The 15360-nt window shown below is 58.3% G+C and carries 17 protein-coding genes and 1 pseudogene; 2 read left to right on the top strand and 16 right to left on the bottom strand.

Annotated elements, in window-relative coordinates; translation table 11 throughout:
• Nucleotides 1-5 precede the first annotated feature (5 nt).
• From IPK32_15400 to IPK32_15350, 11 genes are all read right to left on the bottom strand, one after another.
• Nucleotides 6-731 (bottom strand): sigma-70 family RNA polymerase sigma factor, encoded by a 726-nt coding sequence (locus IPK32_15400; GenBank protein MBK8093328.1) that lies wholly within the window; start codon nt 729-731, stop codon nt 6-8.
• Nucleotides 732-787: 56 nt separating this feature from the next.
• Nucleotides 788-1507, bottom strand: coding sequence for a hypothetical protein (locus IPK32_15395; GenBank protein ID MBK8093327.1), 720 nt, complete (start codon nt 1505-1507; stop codon nt 788-790).
• A 24-nt stretch (nt 1508-1531) separates the two neighbouring features.
• A complete protein-coding gene (locus IPK32_15390; GenBank protein MBK8093326.1) occupies nt 1532-2113 on the bottom strand; it encodes a hypothetical protein in 582 nt (193 codons plus the stop codon).
• The gene (locus tag IPK32_15385) at nt 2110-3327 is read right to left on the bottom strand and encodes a hypothetical protein (GenBank protein MBK8093325.1); all 1218 of its coding nucleotides are present in this window, start codon (nt 3325-3327) and stop codon (nt 2110-2112) included. The genes IPK32_15390 and IPK32_15385 overlap by 4 nt, the downstream gene beginning before the upstream one ends.
• Nucleotides 3320-4225: a general secretion pathway protein GspK gene (locus IPK32_15380; GenBank protein MBK8093324.1), complete on the bottom strand. Its 906-nt coding sequence runs from the start codon at nt 4223-4225 to the stop codon at nt 3320-3322. Before IPK32_15380 ends, IPK32_15385 begins: the two co-directional genes overlap by 8 nt.
• A 98-nt stretch (nt 4226-4323) precedes the next feature.
• On the bottom strand, nt 4324-4998 hold the full coding sequence (locus IPK32_15375) for a prepilin-type N-terminal cleavage/methylation domain-containing protein (protein ID MBK8093323.1): 675 nt from the start codon (nt 4996-4998) through the stop codon (nt 4324-4326).
• Between the two features lie 58 nt (nt 4999-5056).
• Nucleotides 5057-5425, bottom strand: coding sequence for a hypothetical protein (locus IPK32_15370; GenBank protein MBK8093322.1), 369 nt, complete (start codon nt 5423-5425; stop codon nt 5057-5059).
• A gap of 100 nt (nt 5426-5525) precedes the next feature.
• Nucleotides 5526-6035, bottom strand: coding sequence for a type II secretion system protein (locus IPK32_15365; GenBank protein MBK8093321.1), 510 nt, complete (start codon nt 6033-6035; stop codon nt 5526-5528).
• A gap of 45 nt (nt 6036-6080) precedes the next feature.
• Complete coding sequence (locus IPK32_15360) at nt 6081-6485, bottom strand: type II secretion system protein GspG (GenBank protein MBK8093320.1); 405 nt, start codon at nt 6483-6485, stop codon at nt 6081-6083.
• Nucleotides 6486-6558: 73 nt separating this feature from the next.
• Complete coding sequence (locus IPK32_15355) at nt 6559-7809, bottom strand: type II secretion system F family protein (protein MBK8093319.1); 1251 nt, start codon at nt 7807-7809, stop codon at nt 6559-6561.
• Nucleotides 7810-7916: 107 nt separating this feature from the next.
• Complete coding sequence (locus tag IPK32_15350; GenBank protein MBK8093318.1) at nt 7917-9680, bottom strand: type II/IV secretion system protein; 1764 nt, start codon at nt 9678-9680, stop codon at nt 7917-7919.
• A 282-nt stretch (nt 9681-9962) separates the two neighbouring features.
• Here IPK32_15350 and trxA point away from each other — a divergent pair, with 282 nt between their 5' ends.
• Together trxA and IPK32_15340 are read left to right on the top strand one after the other, a co-directional pair.
• Nucleotides 9963-10292, top strand: coding sequence for a thioredoxin (trxA, locus tag IPK32_15345; protein ID MBK8093317.1), 330 nt, complete (start codon nt 9963-9965; stop codon nt 10290-10292).
• Between the two features lie 46 nt (nt 10293-10338).
• A pseudogene (locus IPK32_15340) lies at nt 10339-11063 on the top strand (Uma2 family endonuclease).
• On the opposite strand, the gene IPK32_15335 reads toward IPK32_15340, so the two are convergent.
• The 5 genes from IPK32_15335 to IPK32_15315 form a co-directional block, all read right to left on the bottom strand.
• Nucleotides 11064-12512 (bottom strand): Gfo/Idh/MocA family oxidoreductase, encoded by a 1449-nt coding sequence (locus IPK32_15335; protein ID MBK8093316.1) that lies wholly within the window; start codon nt 12510-12512, stop codon nt 11064-11066.
• A 149-nt stretch (nt 12513-12661) separates the two neighbouring features.
• Entirely contained in the window at nt 12662-13222 is a 561-nt protein-coding gene (locus IPK32_15330; protein ID MBK8093315.1) for a hypothetical protein, read from the bottom strand.
• A gap of 40 nt (nt 13223-13262) precedes the next feature.
• Nucleotides 13263-13688: a hypothetical protein gene (locus IPK32_15325; GenBank protein MBK8093314.1), complete on the bottom strand. Its 426-nt coding sequence runs from the start codon at nt 13686-13688 to the stop codon at nt 13263-13265.
• A gap of 204 nt (nt 13689-13892) precedes the next feature.
• Nucleotides 13893-14360, bottom strand: coding sequence for a hypothetical protein (locus IPK32_15320; protein ID MBK8093313.1), 468 nt, complete (start codon nt 14358-14360; stop codon nt 13893-13895).
• 309 nt (nt 14361-14669) lie between these two features.
• A complete protein-coding gene (locus tag IPK32_15315; GenBank protein MBK8093312.1) occupies nt 14670-15326 on the bottom strand; it encodes a hypothetical protein in 657 nt (218 codons plus the stop codon).
• Between the last annotated feature and the right edge of the window lie 34 nt (nt 15327-15360).

Raw genomic sequence — 15360 nt, 5'->3', positions numbered from 1 at the left:
GGCTCTCAGTTGCCAAAAAGCTCCAGTAGGTGTCGAAGCTCATCCTCCACCTCTGCGGCGCCACCCACGGTCAGTGCCACCTGCTCACGCAGCAGCTGGCGGTAGCGCGTACGCAGGCGGTGGACCGCCACTCGCACACTGCCTTCGCTTTGGCCGAGTTTTGCCGCAGCCTCCGCATGGTGTGCCTCTTTGCCATGGGATGTCAGGAACTCACTCAGCACGCGAAAGTGCTCCGACTTGCCCTGGCGGACCTGCTCCGCCTCCAGTGCCCGCATCGCGTGCTCCAGCAGCGCCACCGCCCAGCGCCGCTCATAAAAAGCATCCGCAGACAAACCATCTGCACTGCGAGCACACACTGCCTCCACCTCCCTCGTATCAAACTCCACGCGTTGGAGTCGCCCTCCGCGCTTCACCGCTGCCGCATCACGCCGCCAATTGGAGATGAAGCGCTTCATGGAGCCCAGTAAAAAGGAGCGCATCCGCCCTTTTTCACTGTCCGCAGTCTGGATCGTCTCCTCCTGCATCAGGTGGAGGAAGAAAGACTGCGCCACATCCTCTGCCTCCTCCGGTGCCATCCCGCTGCGCCGTGCGAATCCATACAGCGGTGCCCAATAGAGGCGGCACAGCGTCCCAAACGACTCCCGCGCCAGTGTATCCGCTCCGCCCGCCAGCCGCACCTGAGTCCAGGGCGTATCGGGAAATTGTCCAGCTCGGGTAAAAGAAGGCTCCATCACCCAAAAAGATCAGGATCAAGAGCACGTCACCTGTTTTTCTTGGTGCGAGTGAATCAGGGTGGAGGTAGCGGGATGTCGTCGTTGGCGGTTGGTGCAGCTTGTGGGGCTGGGCGTATCACAGGCGGAGTGATTTGGGGCGGTGGACTTTGTTGGATCTGCGGTGGAGCAGGCGCGATAGCGGATGGGGCTGATGCCGCTGGTGGCGGTAGCAGTAGATTGGCGTTTCCGGGAGTCGGAGCTTGGCGTGTGGGCAGGCCACTCGGGGCTCCGGGGCCTAGGCGGGGCTGACCAGGCATTCCTTGGCCGGGGATGCCCTGTGGAGCTTGGCCGGGTATGCCAGCGGGCCTCACCGTTTCTTCAGACGGAGCAGACATGCCGTCGTTTTGACTGAGCCAGCCGACTTGCTCGCCTTTTTGGAGCTGGATGCGGGTTTTGCTGTCGGTGATCTCGCCGGTGATTTTGCGGATTTTGACGCCGATCTCGTTTTCAGAGCCGATCTTCGTCGAATAGACCATGGAAGTGGTTTTATCGACGATCATGGCGACGATTTCGCCCTGAATCTCATACATGCCGGAGAGGCTGAGATTGTCGATGAAGCTGGGACCACCGACGACCTCTGGTGCGGGCAAATCCTTGGTGGTGAAGATGCTTCGCTCCCATAGCGGCGCGAAGTGTTTCAGCTCAGGGAAGGGGACGGGTGCGTCAGAAGCTTCCTCTGCGTGCAAAGGGAGCACACAAAGCACCGAAAGGACGGAAAGAACATTCCGAATCATGAATCGTGGAGTGTGAGTCATAAATTAATTCGCTTTGGTGACTTTGGGGGCCTGCTGTTGGCGGTAGAACTGGGTGAATTCGACCTCCGCATTGATGGATTTGCTGCTGGGGTTGATCTGTAAGCGGGTGATGCCGATGAAGCTTTTGGGCTTCTGCAATGCGTGGAGCCAGCGGTAGAAGTCCTCTTCCTTCACGCCGTTGAGCGTGACCTTTACGGCAGCTCGGTCAAAGGCGTTGAGCTGCTCTGCTTCATCGAGCGGCAGGCCATCAGGGCCGAGAGCTTGGGTGGTTTCCAGGATTTCGCGGCCTAGCAGCGATACACTGGCGGTTTCGGCCTCTTTTTGCACGGCTTCGAGCAGCTTGGCGCTGGCTTCTTGGCGTGAGGCGAAGCCAGGGATGTTGTCATCGAGCCAGGACTGGCGTGCGGCCCATTTTTCGCCGCTGGCGACTTGGGAGCGCATGTTTTCGAGTTGGTCGCCGAGCTGCGAGACCTCGTCTTTGATCTCAGCATAGTTGCGATAGGCAAAGAGCACACCGCCACCGCCGATCATGAGCAGCAGCAGCGCGGCAAAGATGCCTAGCAGTAGTTTTTCACTCTTTTTCATTCTCCGAGTTCTCCTTTCATTTCAAAAATCGTGCTGTTGTCCGCAGCGATGTCGCCTGTCTTGGATGTCCAGGTGAAGTGGGCCAGGTTTTCGTTGGCGGTGAGCTCCTGCTGGTAGTGCAGGGCTAGGGATGCGCTGGGCATGCGGCCGGTGATGCTCATCAGCTCCGGCGTCCATTCCCAATGCGTGATGGTGGACTCTTTCGATGCCTCACTCTCCAGGCAGTGCAGCAGCATCTGCTGCGGCCAGCAGGTGGGATCGACAGCGGGCGCGGCTTCATTCCACGTGCGGCGGTGCTCGGCCACGCGGGAGGCGCGGGGCATGAGTGCGGCCACTTCGTTGCGGAGCTTGTTCCGCTCCTGCAAGGCCAGTGCGGTGAGCGTGGCGATGATGGCGATGCATGCGGCCAGCGCTGCACCGACGGTGAAGGCGATGAGGCGGGTCTTTGATCGAGTGGCCTGCCGGGCACGCTCTAGGTTCAAATCCACCGGCATGAGCAGGGTGCTGCCTTTTTCCGGTAGCGTGGGCGGTGGTAGCTCACTGCGCCAAGCGGGCAGGCCTGTGACGCGCTGGATCTGAGCGGTGTCACCGTCTTCCACCCAGAGGACGATGCCTTCGAGTCGGCCGAGGACACGCTGGAAGCCGAGCTGGAGGCAGATGTTGTTCAGTTCGCTCAAAGCGTGCTCATCGAGGCGATTGGCGGACAAAGGCGTGCAGTAGATCAGATCGCTGCCACTGGTGATGGCGACGACGAGGCGGTCCAGCTCGCGGAAGATGGTGAGGCTATTGGCGACGAGTGGGTAACACAGCGCATGCAGCGTGACTTCATCCGGCAAACGGGCGAGATCATCGAGTGGTGTGGGCAGGTCTTTGAGAGCGAGGATGCGGGTGAGGTGGGCATCATCTTTTTCGCTGATGCTGCGCACCTGCACGCTGTCTTCGCCTTCGCCGCATTTCACGCTCATGCGCTCCAGGTGGAGCTGTGCCATGCTGCGTAGGTGCTCGCTGCTGCCTTTTAGCCATGCGGGCAGTGCCCAGAAATGGGTAGCGGGTAGGGCGAGCACGCGGCGCTGGGAGTCGCGGCTGAAGCGTGCGCTCTGTGCGGTGAAGTCTGCGCTGTGCATGCCGGTATCACCATCATTGCCGATCCAGCTTTGCCAGACGGAGGACGATGGGAGCAGCAGCTCAGTGGTGGGTTTACGTGTCTTAGCCATTGGTGACAGGGATTTCACCACGCCAGACGGCCTGTCCGCCCTGCGTGATGAGGATGAGTTTGCGCTTCAGGGGGCCCATATAGCCGACGCTTTCGATGCGACGGATAGGGCCGTTAAATTGAATCCATTGCGTGAGCTGGGCGATGACCTGCGGGTGAAACACACCCATCATCTGCGCTACCTGCGGCACGCTATTGAGTTTCGGATCATCGCGGGTGCGGTGAATGCCATCGCGGCCGAGGCGGAAGTTTAAAATGGGCTGCACACGCTCCATCGGTACGTCGCCGAGCAGGCTCAAAATCTCCGCGCTGGTGTCATTCACGTCGATGCGGCCATCGCCATAGACGGTGAACCACTCGCGCCAGTCTGGACGCTGCGCCTGGACGACTTCCATGCCGCGCACATTGAGCATTTCATCGACTTCTTTGAAGGGGGCATTGAAGGGCATGCCCTCCAGGCCCATACGCTCGTACTCGCGGCGCTCGGCCCCGGCGAGGCCAGCTTTGTTGTCCTCATCGACCCAGTCCTTCAGCGCATCGCAGAGCGGAGTGACGAATTCTGGCTTCAGGCCCCAGCGGGTGAAAAGTCGGCGTAGCAGCACTTTGTCACCGCTGAGGAGGAGGTAGTTGATGTTGAGCCGGGCTTCCTCGGTCTTCAGCGTGACGTCAAAGCCACCACCCGTGTCCACAGAATGGTGCAAAAGCGGATCATCGACCTGCATGGCCGGGTGACGAGCCACTTCGAGGCCCATTTCAGCGAAGCGCTTGGCGAAAATGCGTCCACGCATCATGCGCGTGGCGGCGGTGTCGGCGTAGAGTGCCTTGGTCGCTGCAAAGAGGATCATACCGAGCACCGCGATCATCCAGAAGACGGCGATGAGCGCGGAGCCTTGGCGCAATGACGAATGACGAATGGCGAATGATGAATGCGCTACGCGAAGGCCCCGGCGAGCCATTTGGCTCACCTTGCGGTTTTCATTCGCTGGAAGTGCATTTGTCATTGTTGCGGGGCCGCTGGGGGCGGCGGTGGCTGATTGCCGATCACAGGGACTTGGCTGCTTCCCAGCCAAAACGTGTATTCGTGCTCTCGCGGATCAGCGTGGAAGGCGAATTTGAGCTTCAGGTAGAGCGGTGGGCTGGGGCGCTTTTTGGGGTCCCAGGTGGTGAACCATTTTTTGTCTTCGGCGGAGTAAAACTGCCACTGCATCTGCTTCAGGCCTTCGAGGATGGGCAGTTCGGCCAGGGTTTCGAGCTCTTCGGGGATGCGGGCCTGTTTGGGGCGCTTCAGGTGCCGCACGACGAGGTTGAGGTTTTTGCTACCGCGTTCACGCACGATGCCGAATTCGACCGCTTCGGCCGATTTGAGCCGCCGATCCCATACGAAGGGCATTTGGGAGCCTAAAATGAACAAATTGCCGGAGGAGCCGCGCACCGACTTTTCAGCGCCAGAGGCCAGCGTGATGCCTGGGGGCACGTTTTCGAGATAATCACGCCACGCAGTGACGAAGTTCGAGATCCGTGTTTCTGTGACGCGGGCATTGCCCATCGACTTACCGAGCTGCATGGCCCCTTGAGCCACGCCGAACACGCCGCTGAGGATCAAACCGATGAGCGCCATGCACAATAGCAGCTCCAGCAGCGTGAAGGCGGATTCATGATTCTTTTTGCCCATAGGCCTCCGTCCTGATTTTGGAATCAGGAATCTCGAATCAGGAATCATGAATCCTGAATCAGATGGGGCTGTTCGGTGAATAAACATAGGTTTCCATGGTGCGGACGACGCGGCGGGTGACGCCGTCGGTGATCCACGCTTCGGCGCGGACGCGGAACATGTGATCGAGCTCGATCTTGTCTCTGGTAAAAAGACGGACTTTTTCGATGCTGGCGCTGGCGTCGATGTCGTCGCCAGTTTTGGGGAATTGATACTTGGTGGTTTTGAACTCTGGCAGGTGTGCTACCTCTGCGAGCACGGACTCCAGCACGCGGAGCACCTGGGCCTCCTGCCGTGCGGTGGTGGTCGTCTGTGCGATGCCGCCCAGCGCCTGTACCATGCCCACTGCGACCATGGCGAAGAGCGCGATGGAGAGGAGGATTTCCATCAGGGCGAATCCTGATTCATGATTCCTGATTCCTGATTTTGGAATCAGGAATCTCGAATCAGGATTCAGGAATGGACCGCAGCGACTCATGATTTGGCGTTCAGATCGAGGGTTTTGCGCTTGGCGCAGGCGGTGAGGGCGTCGAAGGCCATTTCGACTTCGCCGCCGGGGCCGGTGAGACGGACTTCGATGGGCTCGCAGATGCCGGTGGGGCTGAATTCCCATTCCTCGCCGCGTTTTGGCTGGCGGAAGGCTTTTTCACCCACACGGCGGATTTCCAGCTTCGTGCCAAAGTCGGAGCCGCCGATGGAGCCAGCCGAGAGGTGGCATGATGACCGGTTGCTGCGTTTCGAGAGCCTTCCAGCAGGTTCTCACGGGCGGTGGTCTCGATCATGGAGGCCGCGCGGCGCAGGCGATCCTCGTCCTGCACGCCGCTGATGCTGATGACGGAGATGCCCAGGATCAGCGAGAGGAGCGCCATGACGGCGAGGATTTCCAATAGCGTGAAAGCGGAGCGGCCTTGGACTGAAAACTGAAAATTGCCGAAGGGCTTCCGTCCCGTGAGGTGCAGAAGCCCGTTCGATGTGCTGATGGCGCGTGGCGCAGTCATTTTGCAGTTTTCAATATTCAGTTCTCAATTTTCAGTGGGTTGGGATCACAGGTCCCAGCTGCCAATGTCGTCCGCATTGTCAGGGATGCCGTCTTCGCCGGAGGAATAGACATCGAAGCCGGTTTTGTCTTTGATGCCGGGGCGGCGGTAGATGTAGGGCTTCTCCCAAGGATCAAGAGGGAGCTTCTGGAGCTTGCCTTTTTCAACGAGGATTTGGAGGTTTGTGGGCAGCTTCATGGTATCGACCTCGTAGGTGCGGACGGCATTCATGATGCCGCTGATGTGGCCTTTGGCGGTTTTCTTTTTGCCACTGTTGAGGATGCCGCCGAAGTTCATGACGGCGACACCGACGAGTAGGCCGATGATGCCGAGGACGAGGAGCATTTCCATGAGCGTGAAGGCGGCCCTGGAATGGCGATGCGTGAGTTTGGATTTGGGATGGAGGTGCATGGCTGTTGTGGGGTGGTTTTTGGGTGATTGGGAAGGTCTTTGGGGAGGAGTAAGAGTAGGAGTAAGAGGAGGATTATTTGATGGCGTTCATGGTTTCGAAGATGGTGCTCATCATGATGTAGGCGACGATGCCGACCATGCCGGCCATGACGAAGACGATGATGGGCTGGATGAGGCTGGTGAGGGTGTCGATCTTCTTGCTGAGCTCTTTGTCGAAGCGCTCGGCGGCACGGCTGAGCGCGGCGGGCATGTCGCCGGTCTGTTCGCCGACGTTGACCATATCGAGCAGGAGCGGTGGGAACTGGCCACTGCGGTCCAGAGCACGGCTGAGGCTGACGCCTTCGCCGACGTGGCGCTGCACGCCTTCGAACTCGCGCTGCAAATGCGGATTCTCGATGGCCTGATGCGTGAGCTGCATGGCGTGGACCATGGTGAGGCCGTTGCCGAGCAGATTGGCCATGGTTTCGAGGAACTGGACGTAGAAGCGGGCTTTGAAGATCTCGCCAAACAGCGGGACGCGGAGTTTGAAGCGTGCCCAGGGGATGGCGGACTCTGGGCGGGCGACCCAGGAGCGGAAGAAGATAAAGGCCATGACGGCTCCGAGCAGGAGCATCCACCAGGTCGATTTGAAGGCATCACTGAGCTTCAAAATGATCTGCGCAGGCAGTGGCAGGGTGCCACCGGTGCTGTCGAGCATCTCGGTGAGTTTCGGGATGAGATAGACGACAAACAGCAGCGTGACACCGACGGCGGCGACGATGAGGAAGGCGGGGTAAATCATCGCCGAGAAGACTTTCGACCGCAGCGCAGCGAGGGAGCGCATGTAGGTGGCCTGACGCTTCAAAATGGTGCTGAGCGAGCCGCTGGCCTCTCCGGCGGAAACGAGAGCGCAGAACAGATTCCCAAAGCTAGGGCTCGTGGAGGCGACGGCTTTGGAGAAGGACATGCCGTCACGCACTTTGCCACGCAGCGTGGCGGCGAGTGTTTTGACGCCAGAGAGCTCACGGCGGCGCTCCATAGTGGCGAGTGCGGGCTCGAGCTGGATGCCAGCACCGACGAGCTCGGCGAGCTCTTCGACGAAGAGGACGACTTGCTGGAGCTTGAGGTGGATGGGGCCGGTGACGGGCTCAGCGGTGGCTTGCGCGGTCGATTTGGCCTTCCCGGCGGATTTGGTCGGGGATTTGGTCTCGGCTGCGGCCTCGAGCTTGATGGGCTGGATTTTCTTTTTGCCCAAAAGGGACAGCGCCTCACCGCGATCCGATGCGGTAAGCTCTCCGGTCATGATGCCGGATGGGCCGAGGGCGCTGTAGGTGAAGAGGGGCATGGGGTGAAGCGGCGAGAAGTGGTTAGCTCTTAGTGCTTAGTGCTTGGGGTTATGAATTGAGCACTAAGCACTGAGCACTTGGGTTTGGAGTTCATGGATGGCATTCATTAGTGAGCTTGGCTGCCTCCCGCAGCGGTGACGGACATCACCTCTTCGATGGTGGTTTCGCCGTTGAGGACTTTTTGGAAGCCGTAGCCGCGCATGGGGATGTAGCCGTCGCTCTTGGCTTGCTTCAGCATCTCGGCGGGATGGGCGCGGGTATTGATGAGGTGCTGGAGGGCGTGCGTGACGAGCACGACTTCGTAAATGGAGAGACGGCCCTGGAAGCCACTGCCACGGCAGCCGTCGCAGCCGACGGCACGCATGATCTGGCCCGGTAGGTGTGATGGGAAGTCGATGGAGCGGAGATACTCCTCCGTTTCGGCCTCAGCAGGTGCTTTGCACAGGGGGCAGAGCTTGCGCACGAGCCGCTGGGCAAAGAAGGCACGCACCGCGCTGCTGACCAGGAAGGGCTCGACGCCCATATCGACGAGTCGGCTGATGCCGCCGATGGCATCGTTCGTGTGCAGTGTGCTCAAAACCAAGTGGCCGGTGAGTGCCGCACGCACAGCGATCTCGGTAGTCTCTAGGTCACGCATTTCTCCGATCATGACGACGTTCGGGTCGCCACGCAGGATGCTGCGTAGGCCTGCGGCAAAGGTGAGGCCGATCTCGGACTTCACAGCGATCTGGATGACGCCGGGCATCTTGTACTCGACGGGGTCCTCGATGGTGACGATGCGGCGGTGGGTCTGATTTAGCTCGGTGAGGAAGGCGTAGAGCGAGGTCGATTTGCCACTGCCGGTGGGGCCGGTGATGAGGATGATGCCGTTGGGCAGCTTTAGCAGCTCTTCGACGACGGGGCGCAGACTGTCGGTGAGGCCGAGGCGATTGAGCGTGACCTGCTGCTGAGCGAGCAGGCGCAGACTGACGCTTTCGCCTTCCACCGATGGAATGGTGGCCACGCGGACGTCGATGGGCAAGCCGTCGAGCTCCAGATTGATACGTCCGTCCTGTGGCAGGCGCTTTTCTGCGATGTCGAGCCGCGCCATGATTTTCAAACGGGCGATGACAGAGGCCTGGAGCGATTTGATGTTCTCCGGCACGGCGAGTTCTTCGAGTCGGCCATCAATGCGGTAGCGGATGCGCAGGCGATCGTGCTGCGGCTCGACGTGGATGTCCGTGGCACGCTGATCGAGGCCACGGCGGATGATTTGGTTCACAAATCGCACCACGCTGGCCTCCTCGTCCTCGGGTTCATCGAGCACGGTGACTTCGTCACTCAGCTCCTCGCTGGCCCAGTCGGCTCGGCCGCGCAGGATTTTCTCAAAGGTGTCCGCGCCTAGGCCATAGAGTTTTTGCAGCCCTTCGACGATGCGGGTCCGTTGCCCGACGTGCCAGATGACGGGCATGTTCAGGCTGCTGGCCACTCGCTGATGCGCGACGAGATTCAGCGGGTCAAAAGTCGCGATGTGCAGCCTACGGGCAGGCTCGATGGCAGAGGAATCTGCCGTGATGCTGGCAGAGTCGTTTTTGATCTCCTCTGTATATAGAGGGAGCAGACGGTGCCGCAGTGCGATCTCTGCCGGGAGTACACGGCGCAGGCCCTGTTCGGCGGGTTTGTCCTCCTCGGACTCCACGGGCTCCCACCAGGGCAGCGTCAGCGTTTTGGCCAGAGCCATCAGGAAGTCGCGCTCACGCACGCCTTGGCAATCCAGCACGGCATCGACAAAGGATGTCTGATTAAAGCACGCATCCTCCACAGCCTGGCGTACGTCAGGCGACTCGGCACATCCCGAGGAAGCGAGGATTTGGTCGATCAGCGGTAGCATGGGGGAAAGAATGACAACTTGGATACAGAAACAAACAGAAATTATGATATTTAATAAAACATGCAAGTATTAAATACAGCCTAATAATTATGGTAACGGTATCAAAGTTATGGGGTCAAACGTACCTTCATTAGTCAGCCCACCCCCACTCGGGTTCTAGGTCGGTGATTTGAATCGTGTCGTTTGCTTTTTGGATCAACCCAAGGGCGGCTGAAGAAAAGTTTCGTTGATTCGATGGCTCATAGTGCCAGCGTGTTCTTCTCGAAAACACCACTCATCATCATGGCCAGCGCAGCACTCACCAATCTCACCGACGAAAATTTTGACTCCGAAGTCTCCAGCTCCACCGTGCCAGTCATCGTGGACTTCTGGGCAGAATGGTGTGGCCCATGCCGCATGCTCACCCCCATCCTGGAAGAGCTAGCCACTGACAAAGCTGGTCAGGTGAAAATCTGCAAAGTGAATGTCGATGAGGCTCCGAATCTCGCCGCGAAGTTCGGCGTCCGCTCCATCCCGATGTTGGTTTTCTTCAAAGACGGAGTCGCCAAAGACACCGTCGTCGGTGTGCAGTCCAAAGACGCCCTGAGCAATCGCCTCGCGGCATTGGCGTAAGGTTTTCACTTTCGCCAAAAGCAGCCGCTGGTGCTATCCTTTCTGTATGATCGCCACTCTGCCACGCTCCCGCAAGACACTCCCTGTGAGGCCCACGCCGCGCATGGAGCCTGTCTTCTTGGAAAATGGTGACCGCATGACGGCGACGGAATTCCTGCGCCGCTTTGAAACCATGCCGCAGGTGAAAAAGGCCGAACTCATCAACGGAACTGTCCATATGCCCTCGCCCGTCCGCATCCAGCAGCATGCTATTCCTGACAACATGGTTCAAACCTGGCTCGGGGTCTATTCTAGTCACACACCCGGCGTGTTCGCTGCCGCGAATGCGACGGCAAAATTCGATGCCGACAATGTGCCGCAGCCGGATGCGTTACTCATGCTCGATAGTGCCTGTGGTGGCCAAGCCCGGATCGGACCAGATGGCTATCTGCATGGAGCCCCGGAGCTCGTCGTGGAGGTCGCTGCGAGCAGCGTGGGACTTGATTTGCATGACAAAATGCATGCCTACCGCCGTGCCGGAGTGAAGGAATACCTCGTCTGGCGCACGCAGGACCGGGCCTTTGACTGGTTCATGCTCGAAGATGAAAAATACATCGCCGTGAAGCCCGATCGTGATGGAAACATCCGCAGCCGAGTCTTTCCAGGGCTCGGGCTGAATGTCTCCGCGCTGCTCAAGCAGGATGCCGCAGCATTGCTAGCCTCTCCTTGGAGAAAACGCTGCATAAGGCGGCTCACAAAGCCTTTGTGGCCGCCTTGGCGAAAGCCCGCTGATCACAGCATGATCTCTGGCACCACGTAGGGTTCGCGGTAGTTGTCCTTCAGCATGGCATTGGCGGCTTCGTGATCGATGAAGCGCTCGGTTTTGCCATTCATCTTTAAAATAGGGCCGAGGGTGAGCTTATCCTTCGTCAGATCGACCTCGTTTTTCGCCAAGTGCTCCTTCATGCGCTCAAAGGTCTCCGCCGCGAAGGCATTGCCTTTGATCTGCTCCATGATGGCACCTTGGTCCGCCTTTTGACCGATGCGGTGACTGATATTTCCAGTGTGGCAGAGAGCGCTCGAAAGATGCCCCTCCAGGATGTCCGCGTGTAAATCGTCCACTCGGCGGCTGCGGCAGGCGTGGATGAAGTTTTTGAAGTGATCTTCGCTGCCAGAGAATTTTTTGATCTCCTTGCCATCTTTATCCAGAGCCACCGCGGCGGAGTAGCTACTGACGACGATGCTGCCGCCCTCGCACTCGACGATGACACCCACACCAGCGCCTTTGTATTTATCCATGTCCTTGCTGTCCTTGGCGCTGGGCAGTCCGCGCACCTCAAAGATCAGCGGAGCCTTTTCGTAGCCGTGGTAAATGATCTGCGTGTTCGCCGTCTCGCCATCATCCTCATAGCCGAGGCGTCCACCCACACTCCACACACTGGGGCTCAGCTCACCTTCACCGAGGAACCAGCGGGCGATATCCATCTGGTGGATGCCTTGATTACCCAGATCGCCATTGCCGTAGTCCCATGTCCAGTGCCAGTCATAGTGGAGCTTTTTGCGGGTGAGTGGCTTCTTCGGGCCAGGGCCGCACCACAGATCATACTCGACGCTCTCGGGCACTTTTTGCTCACCCTCCGCCTTACCGATGCTGTTGCGGCGCTTGTAGCAAAGCCCACGTGAAAGCAGGATTTTGCCCAGATTGCCCTCCTGCACGTATTTCACCGCCGCAGCCAGCCCCGAGCGGCTAGAGCGAGCCTGCGTGCCTGTTTGCACGATTTTGGAGTGCTTCCGCGCCGCATTCACGATCTGGCGGCCCTCCCACACACAGTGCGACACGGGTTTTTCGACATACACATCCTTACCCGCCTGGATGGCCCAGATGGAGGCCAGTGCATGCCAATGGTTCGGTGTCGCGATGCTCACGGCATCGATGCTTTTATCATCAAAGACACGGCGCATGTCTGAGTAGGGCGTGACTTTGATTTTATCCTTATCGAGGGCTTGCACATGCTTGTTGAGCACATTGCTATCCACATCACAGAGAGCTGCTAGGCGCACACCCTCATCTTTGAGACCTTTGTATCCACTGATGTGGCCCGCACCACGTCCACCAAACCCGATGACGGCCATGTTGATCGTATCCCCCGGGCTTTTTTGGGCCCAGGAGGTTTTAGCGATGTAAAAAACACCGGTGGAAGCAGCGAGCGATTTTTCGAGGAAATGACGGCGAGTATTCATGGCGCGATGTAAACGCACCAAACCCTCAAAACTTCACATCCACACCACCAGCGCAGTTCAGACGAGCGGGGTTGGAGGGCACAGTGTGAGATGGGCACGATTAGAATGTAAAGCCGATCAACGGCCATTGGCCTTTGGGCAGGGAGGGCTCACTCAGTCAGGAACTCCACATTTGGCCGCTCTTTTTTGAAAGCAGCGATGCCTTCGGAATTCAAACCGTCACGATGGCTGGCGTATCGGATATCGAGTTTTTTGAGGCGTTTCATGCCTGCCAGTTTCATAAGGTTTGCGTTCGTCAGGACTGCCAAACTTCCAGAGACAGTGATGGTTTCGATTTGGGAAAGCTCAGCGATCTTGGCGAATGTTGACTCAGATAATCCGCCAGTTACCTCCAACACCTTTATTTGATTGAGCTTTTTGATGGCCTCCACATCACTGTCACTAACATCATATTCCAAACTAATGGCCTGAAGCTTTTTCTGGGTGAGCGAGAGGATGGGTGCAATTTCTGATAAGTGCATGTTTCCGGCTAGGTTGCAGCCGATCCTTTCGAGCTTTACAGTCAGAGCTTTGAACCCCTGGACACTCACTTGGGTGGAGCCCAAAAATAATTGGGTGAGACTGGAGCACTGGTTGAGGTGCGGAATACAAGCATCACTCACGGGGCAGGCACCCAAACATAAAAACTGCAGATTGCGAATCTTGGGCAAAGCTGCGGCTGCTTCATTGGTAAAGCTCGTCGCAAGGAGACTAACGTGGCGGAGTTTTTCGTGCCGGAGAGCTGGACAGGAGCGTGCCCTGAAATTTTGCATTGTGCCCGATGATAAGCGATTCCAAGTCGGTCAAAGTGCCAATGAAGGCCAAATCTTCATCTGCTAGCTCAAATGTCTCGATCACCAGTTTTTTCAAACCACCAAGTCCTGCAAGATTTGTTAGCCCCGTTGAATCTAACGGCCCTGCTCCATTACGACTATCTAGCGTGATGCCGTAGATGCTCCATTGGCCTTTAGGGAGTTCATCCTGGGGTTTGATGACTTGGATTTTGTCACGCACTTCGAGTTCCAGCTCGCCTTTGACACTTCGCACCCAGTCAGCCGCAGCTTTGTGATTGCCTTTGGGAATCGTAGAGTTCGCAGGAGCACCACCTGAGTTGCCTGCGACTTCTTTGATTGGCACAAGTGTGGGAGCGGCTGAGCCTGCAGCAGTTGTTTCCCGGTATATCATCACCTCCTTCGCCTCGGCGACGCGGTCGGCTTGGGTGAGGGTGGTTTCGAGGGCTTTGAGCTTGTCCAGGTAGGCGGGGAGAAAGGCTTGGTGGTTGGTAGCTGCGGGCTTCGGTGAGTTTGCCGTATTGGGCGCGATAGATGGCGCGGAGTTTTTTCAGGGACTCGGGCGTATCGTCCGCATCGGCCTCTGGCGGGGCTGCTTGGCAGCGACGGCGGTTTTGTCTGCCTCGATGGCGAGGACGTGGGCGAGATTGCCCGCTTTTTTTGCCTCGGCGATGGCCGCATCCAGTGCGGTGGTGTATTTGCCATTGAGCAGGGCCAGGGCGGCATCAAACGGTGCCGTGACCCGCTCTGCAACGATCTTATCATACTGCTGGCGCAGCAGGATGAGCTCCGGCGGCTCTGCTGCGGGGAGCGGGGCGGAAAGAAGGAAGAGGAAAGCGGGGAGAAGAGAGATGGATAGAACCACACCGCAGCTCTGGAGCGCAGCGGAAGCAGCAGAAGGCAATTGGGATAACCGCAGAGATGAGTTTCGGATGGATTTGGCCTGCGGTTTTTTCATTTCCTGCGGTGGGTGCTGCATCGGCAGGCGGGAGCTGTTCGTGGAGGTGGGGCGCTTCATGGGCGTGGCTTGAGGTTGGATTTCTGATTCAGAAGGGAGGAGGGATGAAGGCTGCGGCTGGGGCTTTCATCTGCGGTTGTCCATTGCTGTGGATACCTGCTGGGGATGGAGCCTTTTCTAACCGCTAATAGGACGCTGACATGACGCTGATGCATGGATTGTGAATGAGCGTCTGGTTAGTGGGCCCGTTAGCGGTTTCAAAAAGCCGAAAACATGGTGGAGGGTGGACAGTCGGTTCTGCATTTCAGCACTCCGTGTTGTCTTTTTTGGCAACAGAATGGCTGGCAGCAGAATCCAGAGGTCACTTCACTACCTGCGCCGACGGCGCAGGAGGACGGGGAGCAGGCCGAGGGCGAGTAGGCAGGCACGGGCTGGCTCTGGCGCAGCGGCGGTTTCCACACCGATCTGGAGTTCTGTCGTAGGGCTGTTGGGATTGGAGATGAAGCCGTCCACATAGGAAATGTCACCACCCGTGCCGTTCGGGTCGTAGAGTCCATCTACGAGTAGATGCCAACTGATGGTCTGGCCGCTGGTGACACTGAGGCCAGTACTCCTGGCGGCTTCGGTCCGACTGTAGGCGTATTCACCCGTAAAATCTCCATCGCCTGGATTGATGTCCGTCACGAGCTTGGTGGCGGTGAGATAGGCCGGTGCGGTATAGACGGGATTACCATCAATGCGTAGCTGGATGCCGAGCGAGGAGGTGATGGAGCGAGAGGCGTCCCCGCCGCCTATGATAAAAATAACCCCAGCCATTTGATACTCTGCTGGGCCAAGCCAGATGGTGCCGGTGGCGGGTGCGGTGATGCTGCCGACTAAAATACCGCCGTCGGTGTAGGGATCGCTCATGTCCGAGACGAGACCGGGCTCGGAAAGATCGGTGTAAATGATGGCGGCGCTGGCACTGATGGGATGCAAGCAGGCTGTGGCAGCAAGGGCGAGGAGGGTGGTTCGTATGTGCTTCATGGAGTATGCAGGTGTGGGTATGCTTGTGGCGTGG

This window comes from Verrucomicrobiaceae bacterium (assembly GCA_016713035.1).
In the GTDB taxonomy this organism is placed as follows: Bacteria; Verrucomicrobiota; Verrucomicrobiia; order Verrucomicrobiales; family Verrucomicrobiaceae; genus Prosthecobacter.
Note: the sequence above shows the minus strand (reverse complement) of the source record. Positions and strands in the feature narration are given on the sequence as shown.

Coding starts and splice junctions, on each gene's coding strand:
- IPK32_15355 (MBK8093319.1), bottom strand. CDS start 7,809: ATGCCCCTCTTCACCTACAGCGCCCTCGGCCCATCCGGCATCATGACC.
- IPK32_15375 (MBK8093323.1), bottom strand. CDS start 4,998: ATGGGCAAAAAGAATCATGAATCCGCCTTCACGCTGCTGGAGCTGCTA.
- IPK32_15350 (MBK8093318.1), bottom strand. CDS start 9,680: ATGCTACCGCTGATCGACCAAATCCTCGCTTCCTCGGGATGTGCCGAG.
- IPK32_15395 (MBK8093327.1), bottom strand. CDS start 1,507: ATGATTCGGAATGTTCTTTCCGTCCTTTCGGTGCTTTGTGTGCTCCCT.
- IPK32_15335 (MBK8093316.1), bottom strand. CDS start 12,512: ATGAATACTCGCCGTCATTTCCTCGAAAAATCGCTCGCTGCTTCCACC.
- trxA (MBK8093317.1), top strand. CDS start 9,963: ATGGCCAGCGCAGCACTCACCAATCTCACCGACGAAAATTTTGACTCC.
- IPK32_15365 (MBK8093321.1), bottom strand. CDS start 6,035: ATGACTGCGCCACGCGCCATCAGCACATCGAACGGGCTTCTGCACCTC.
- IPK32_15360 (MBK8093320.1), bottom strand. CDS start 6,485: ATGCACCTCCATCCCAAATCCAAACTCACGCATCGCCATTCCAGGGCC.
- IPK32_15390 (MBK8093326.1), bottom strand. CDS start 2,113: ATGAAAAAGAGTGAAAAACTACTGCTAGGCATCTTTGCCGCGCTGCTG.
- IPK32_15320 (MBK8093313.1), bottom strand. CDS start 14,360: ATGAAGCGCCCCACCTCCACGAACAGCTCCCGCCTGCCGATGCAGCAC.
- IPK32_15315 (MBK8093312.1), bottom strand. CDS start 15,326: ATGAAGCACATACGAACCACCCTCCTCGCCCTTGCTGCCACAGCCTGC.
- IPK32_15370 (MBK8093322.1), bottom strand. CDS start 5,425: ATGGAAATCCTCCTCTCCATCGCGCTCTTCGCCATGGTCGCAGTGGGC.
- IPK32_15400 (MBK8093328.1), bottom strand. CDS start 731: ATGGAGCCTTCTTTTACCCGAGCTGGACAATTTCCCGATACGCCCTGG.
- IPK32_15385 (MBK8093325.1), bottom strand. CDS start 3,327: ATGGCTAAGACACGTAAACCCACCACTGAGCTGCTGCTCCCATCGTCC.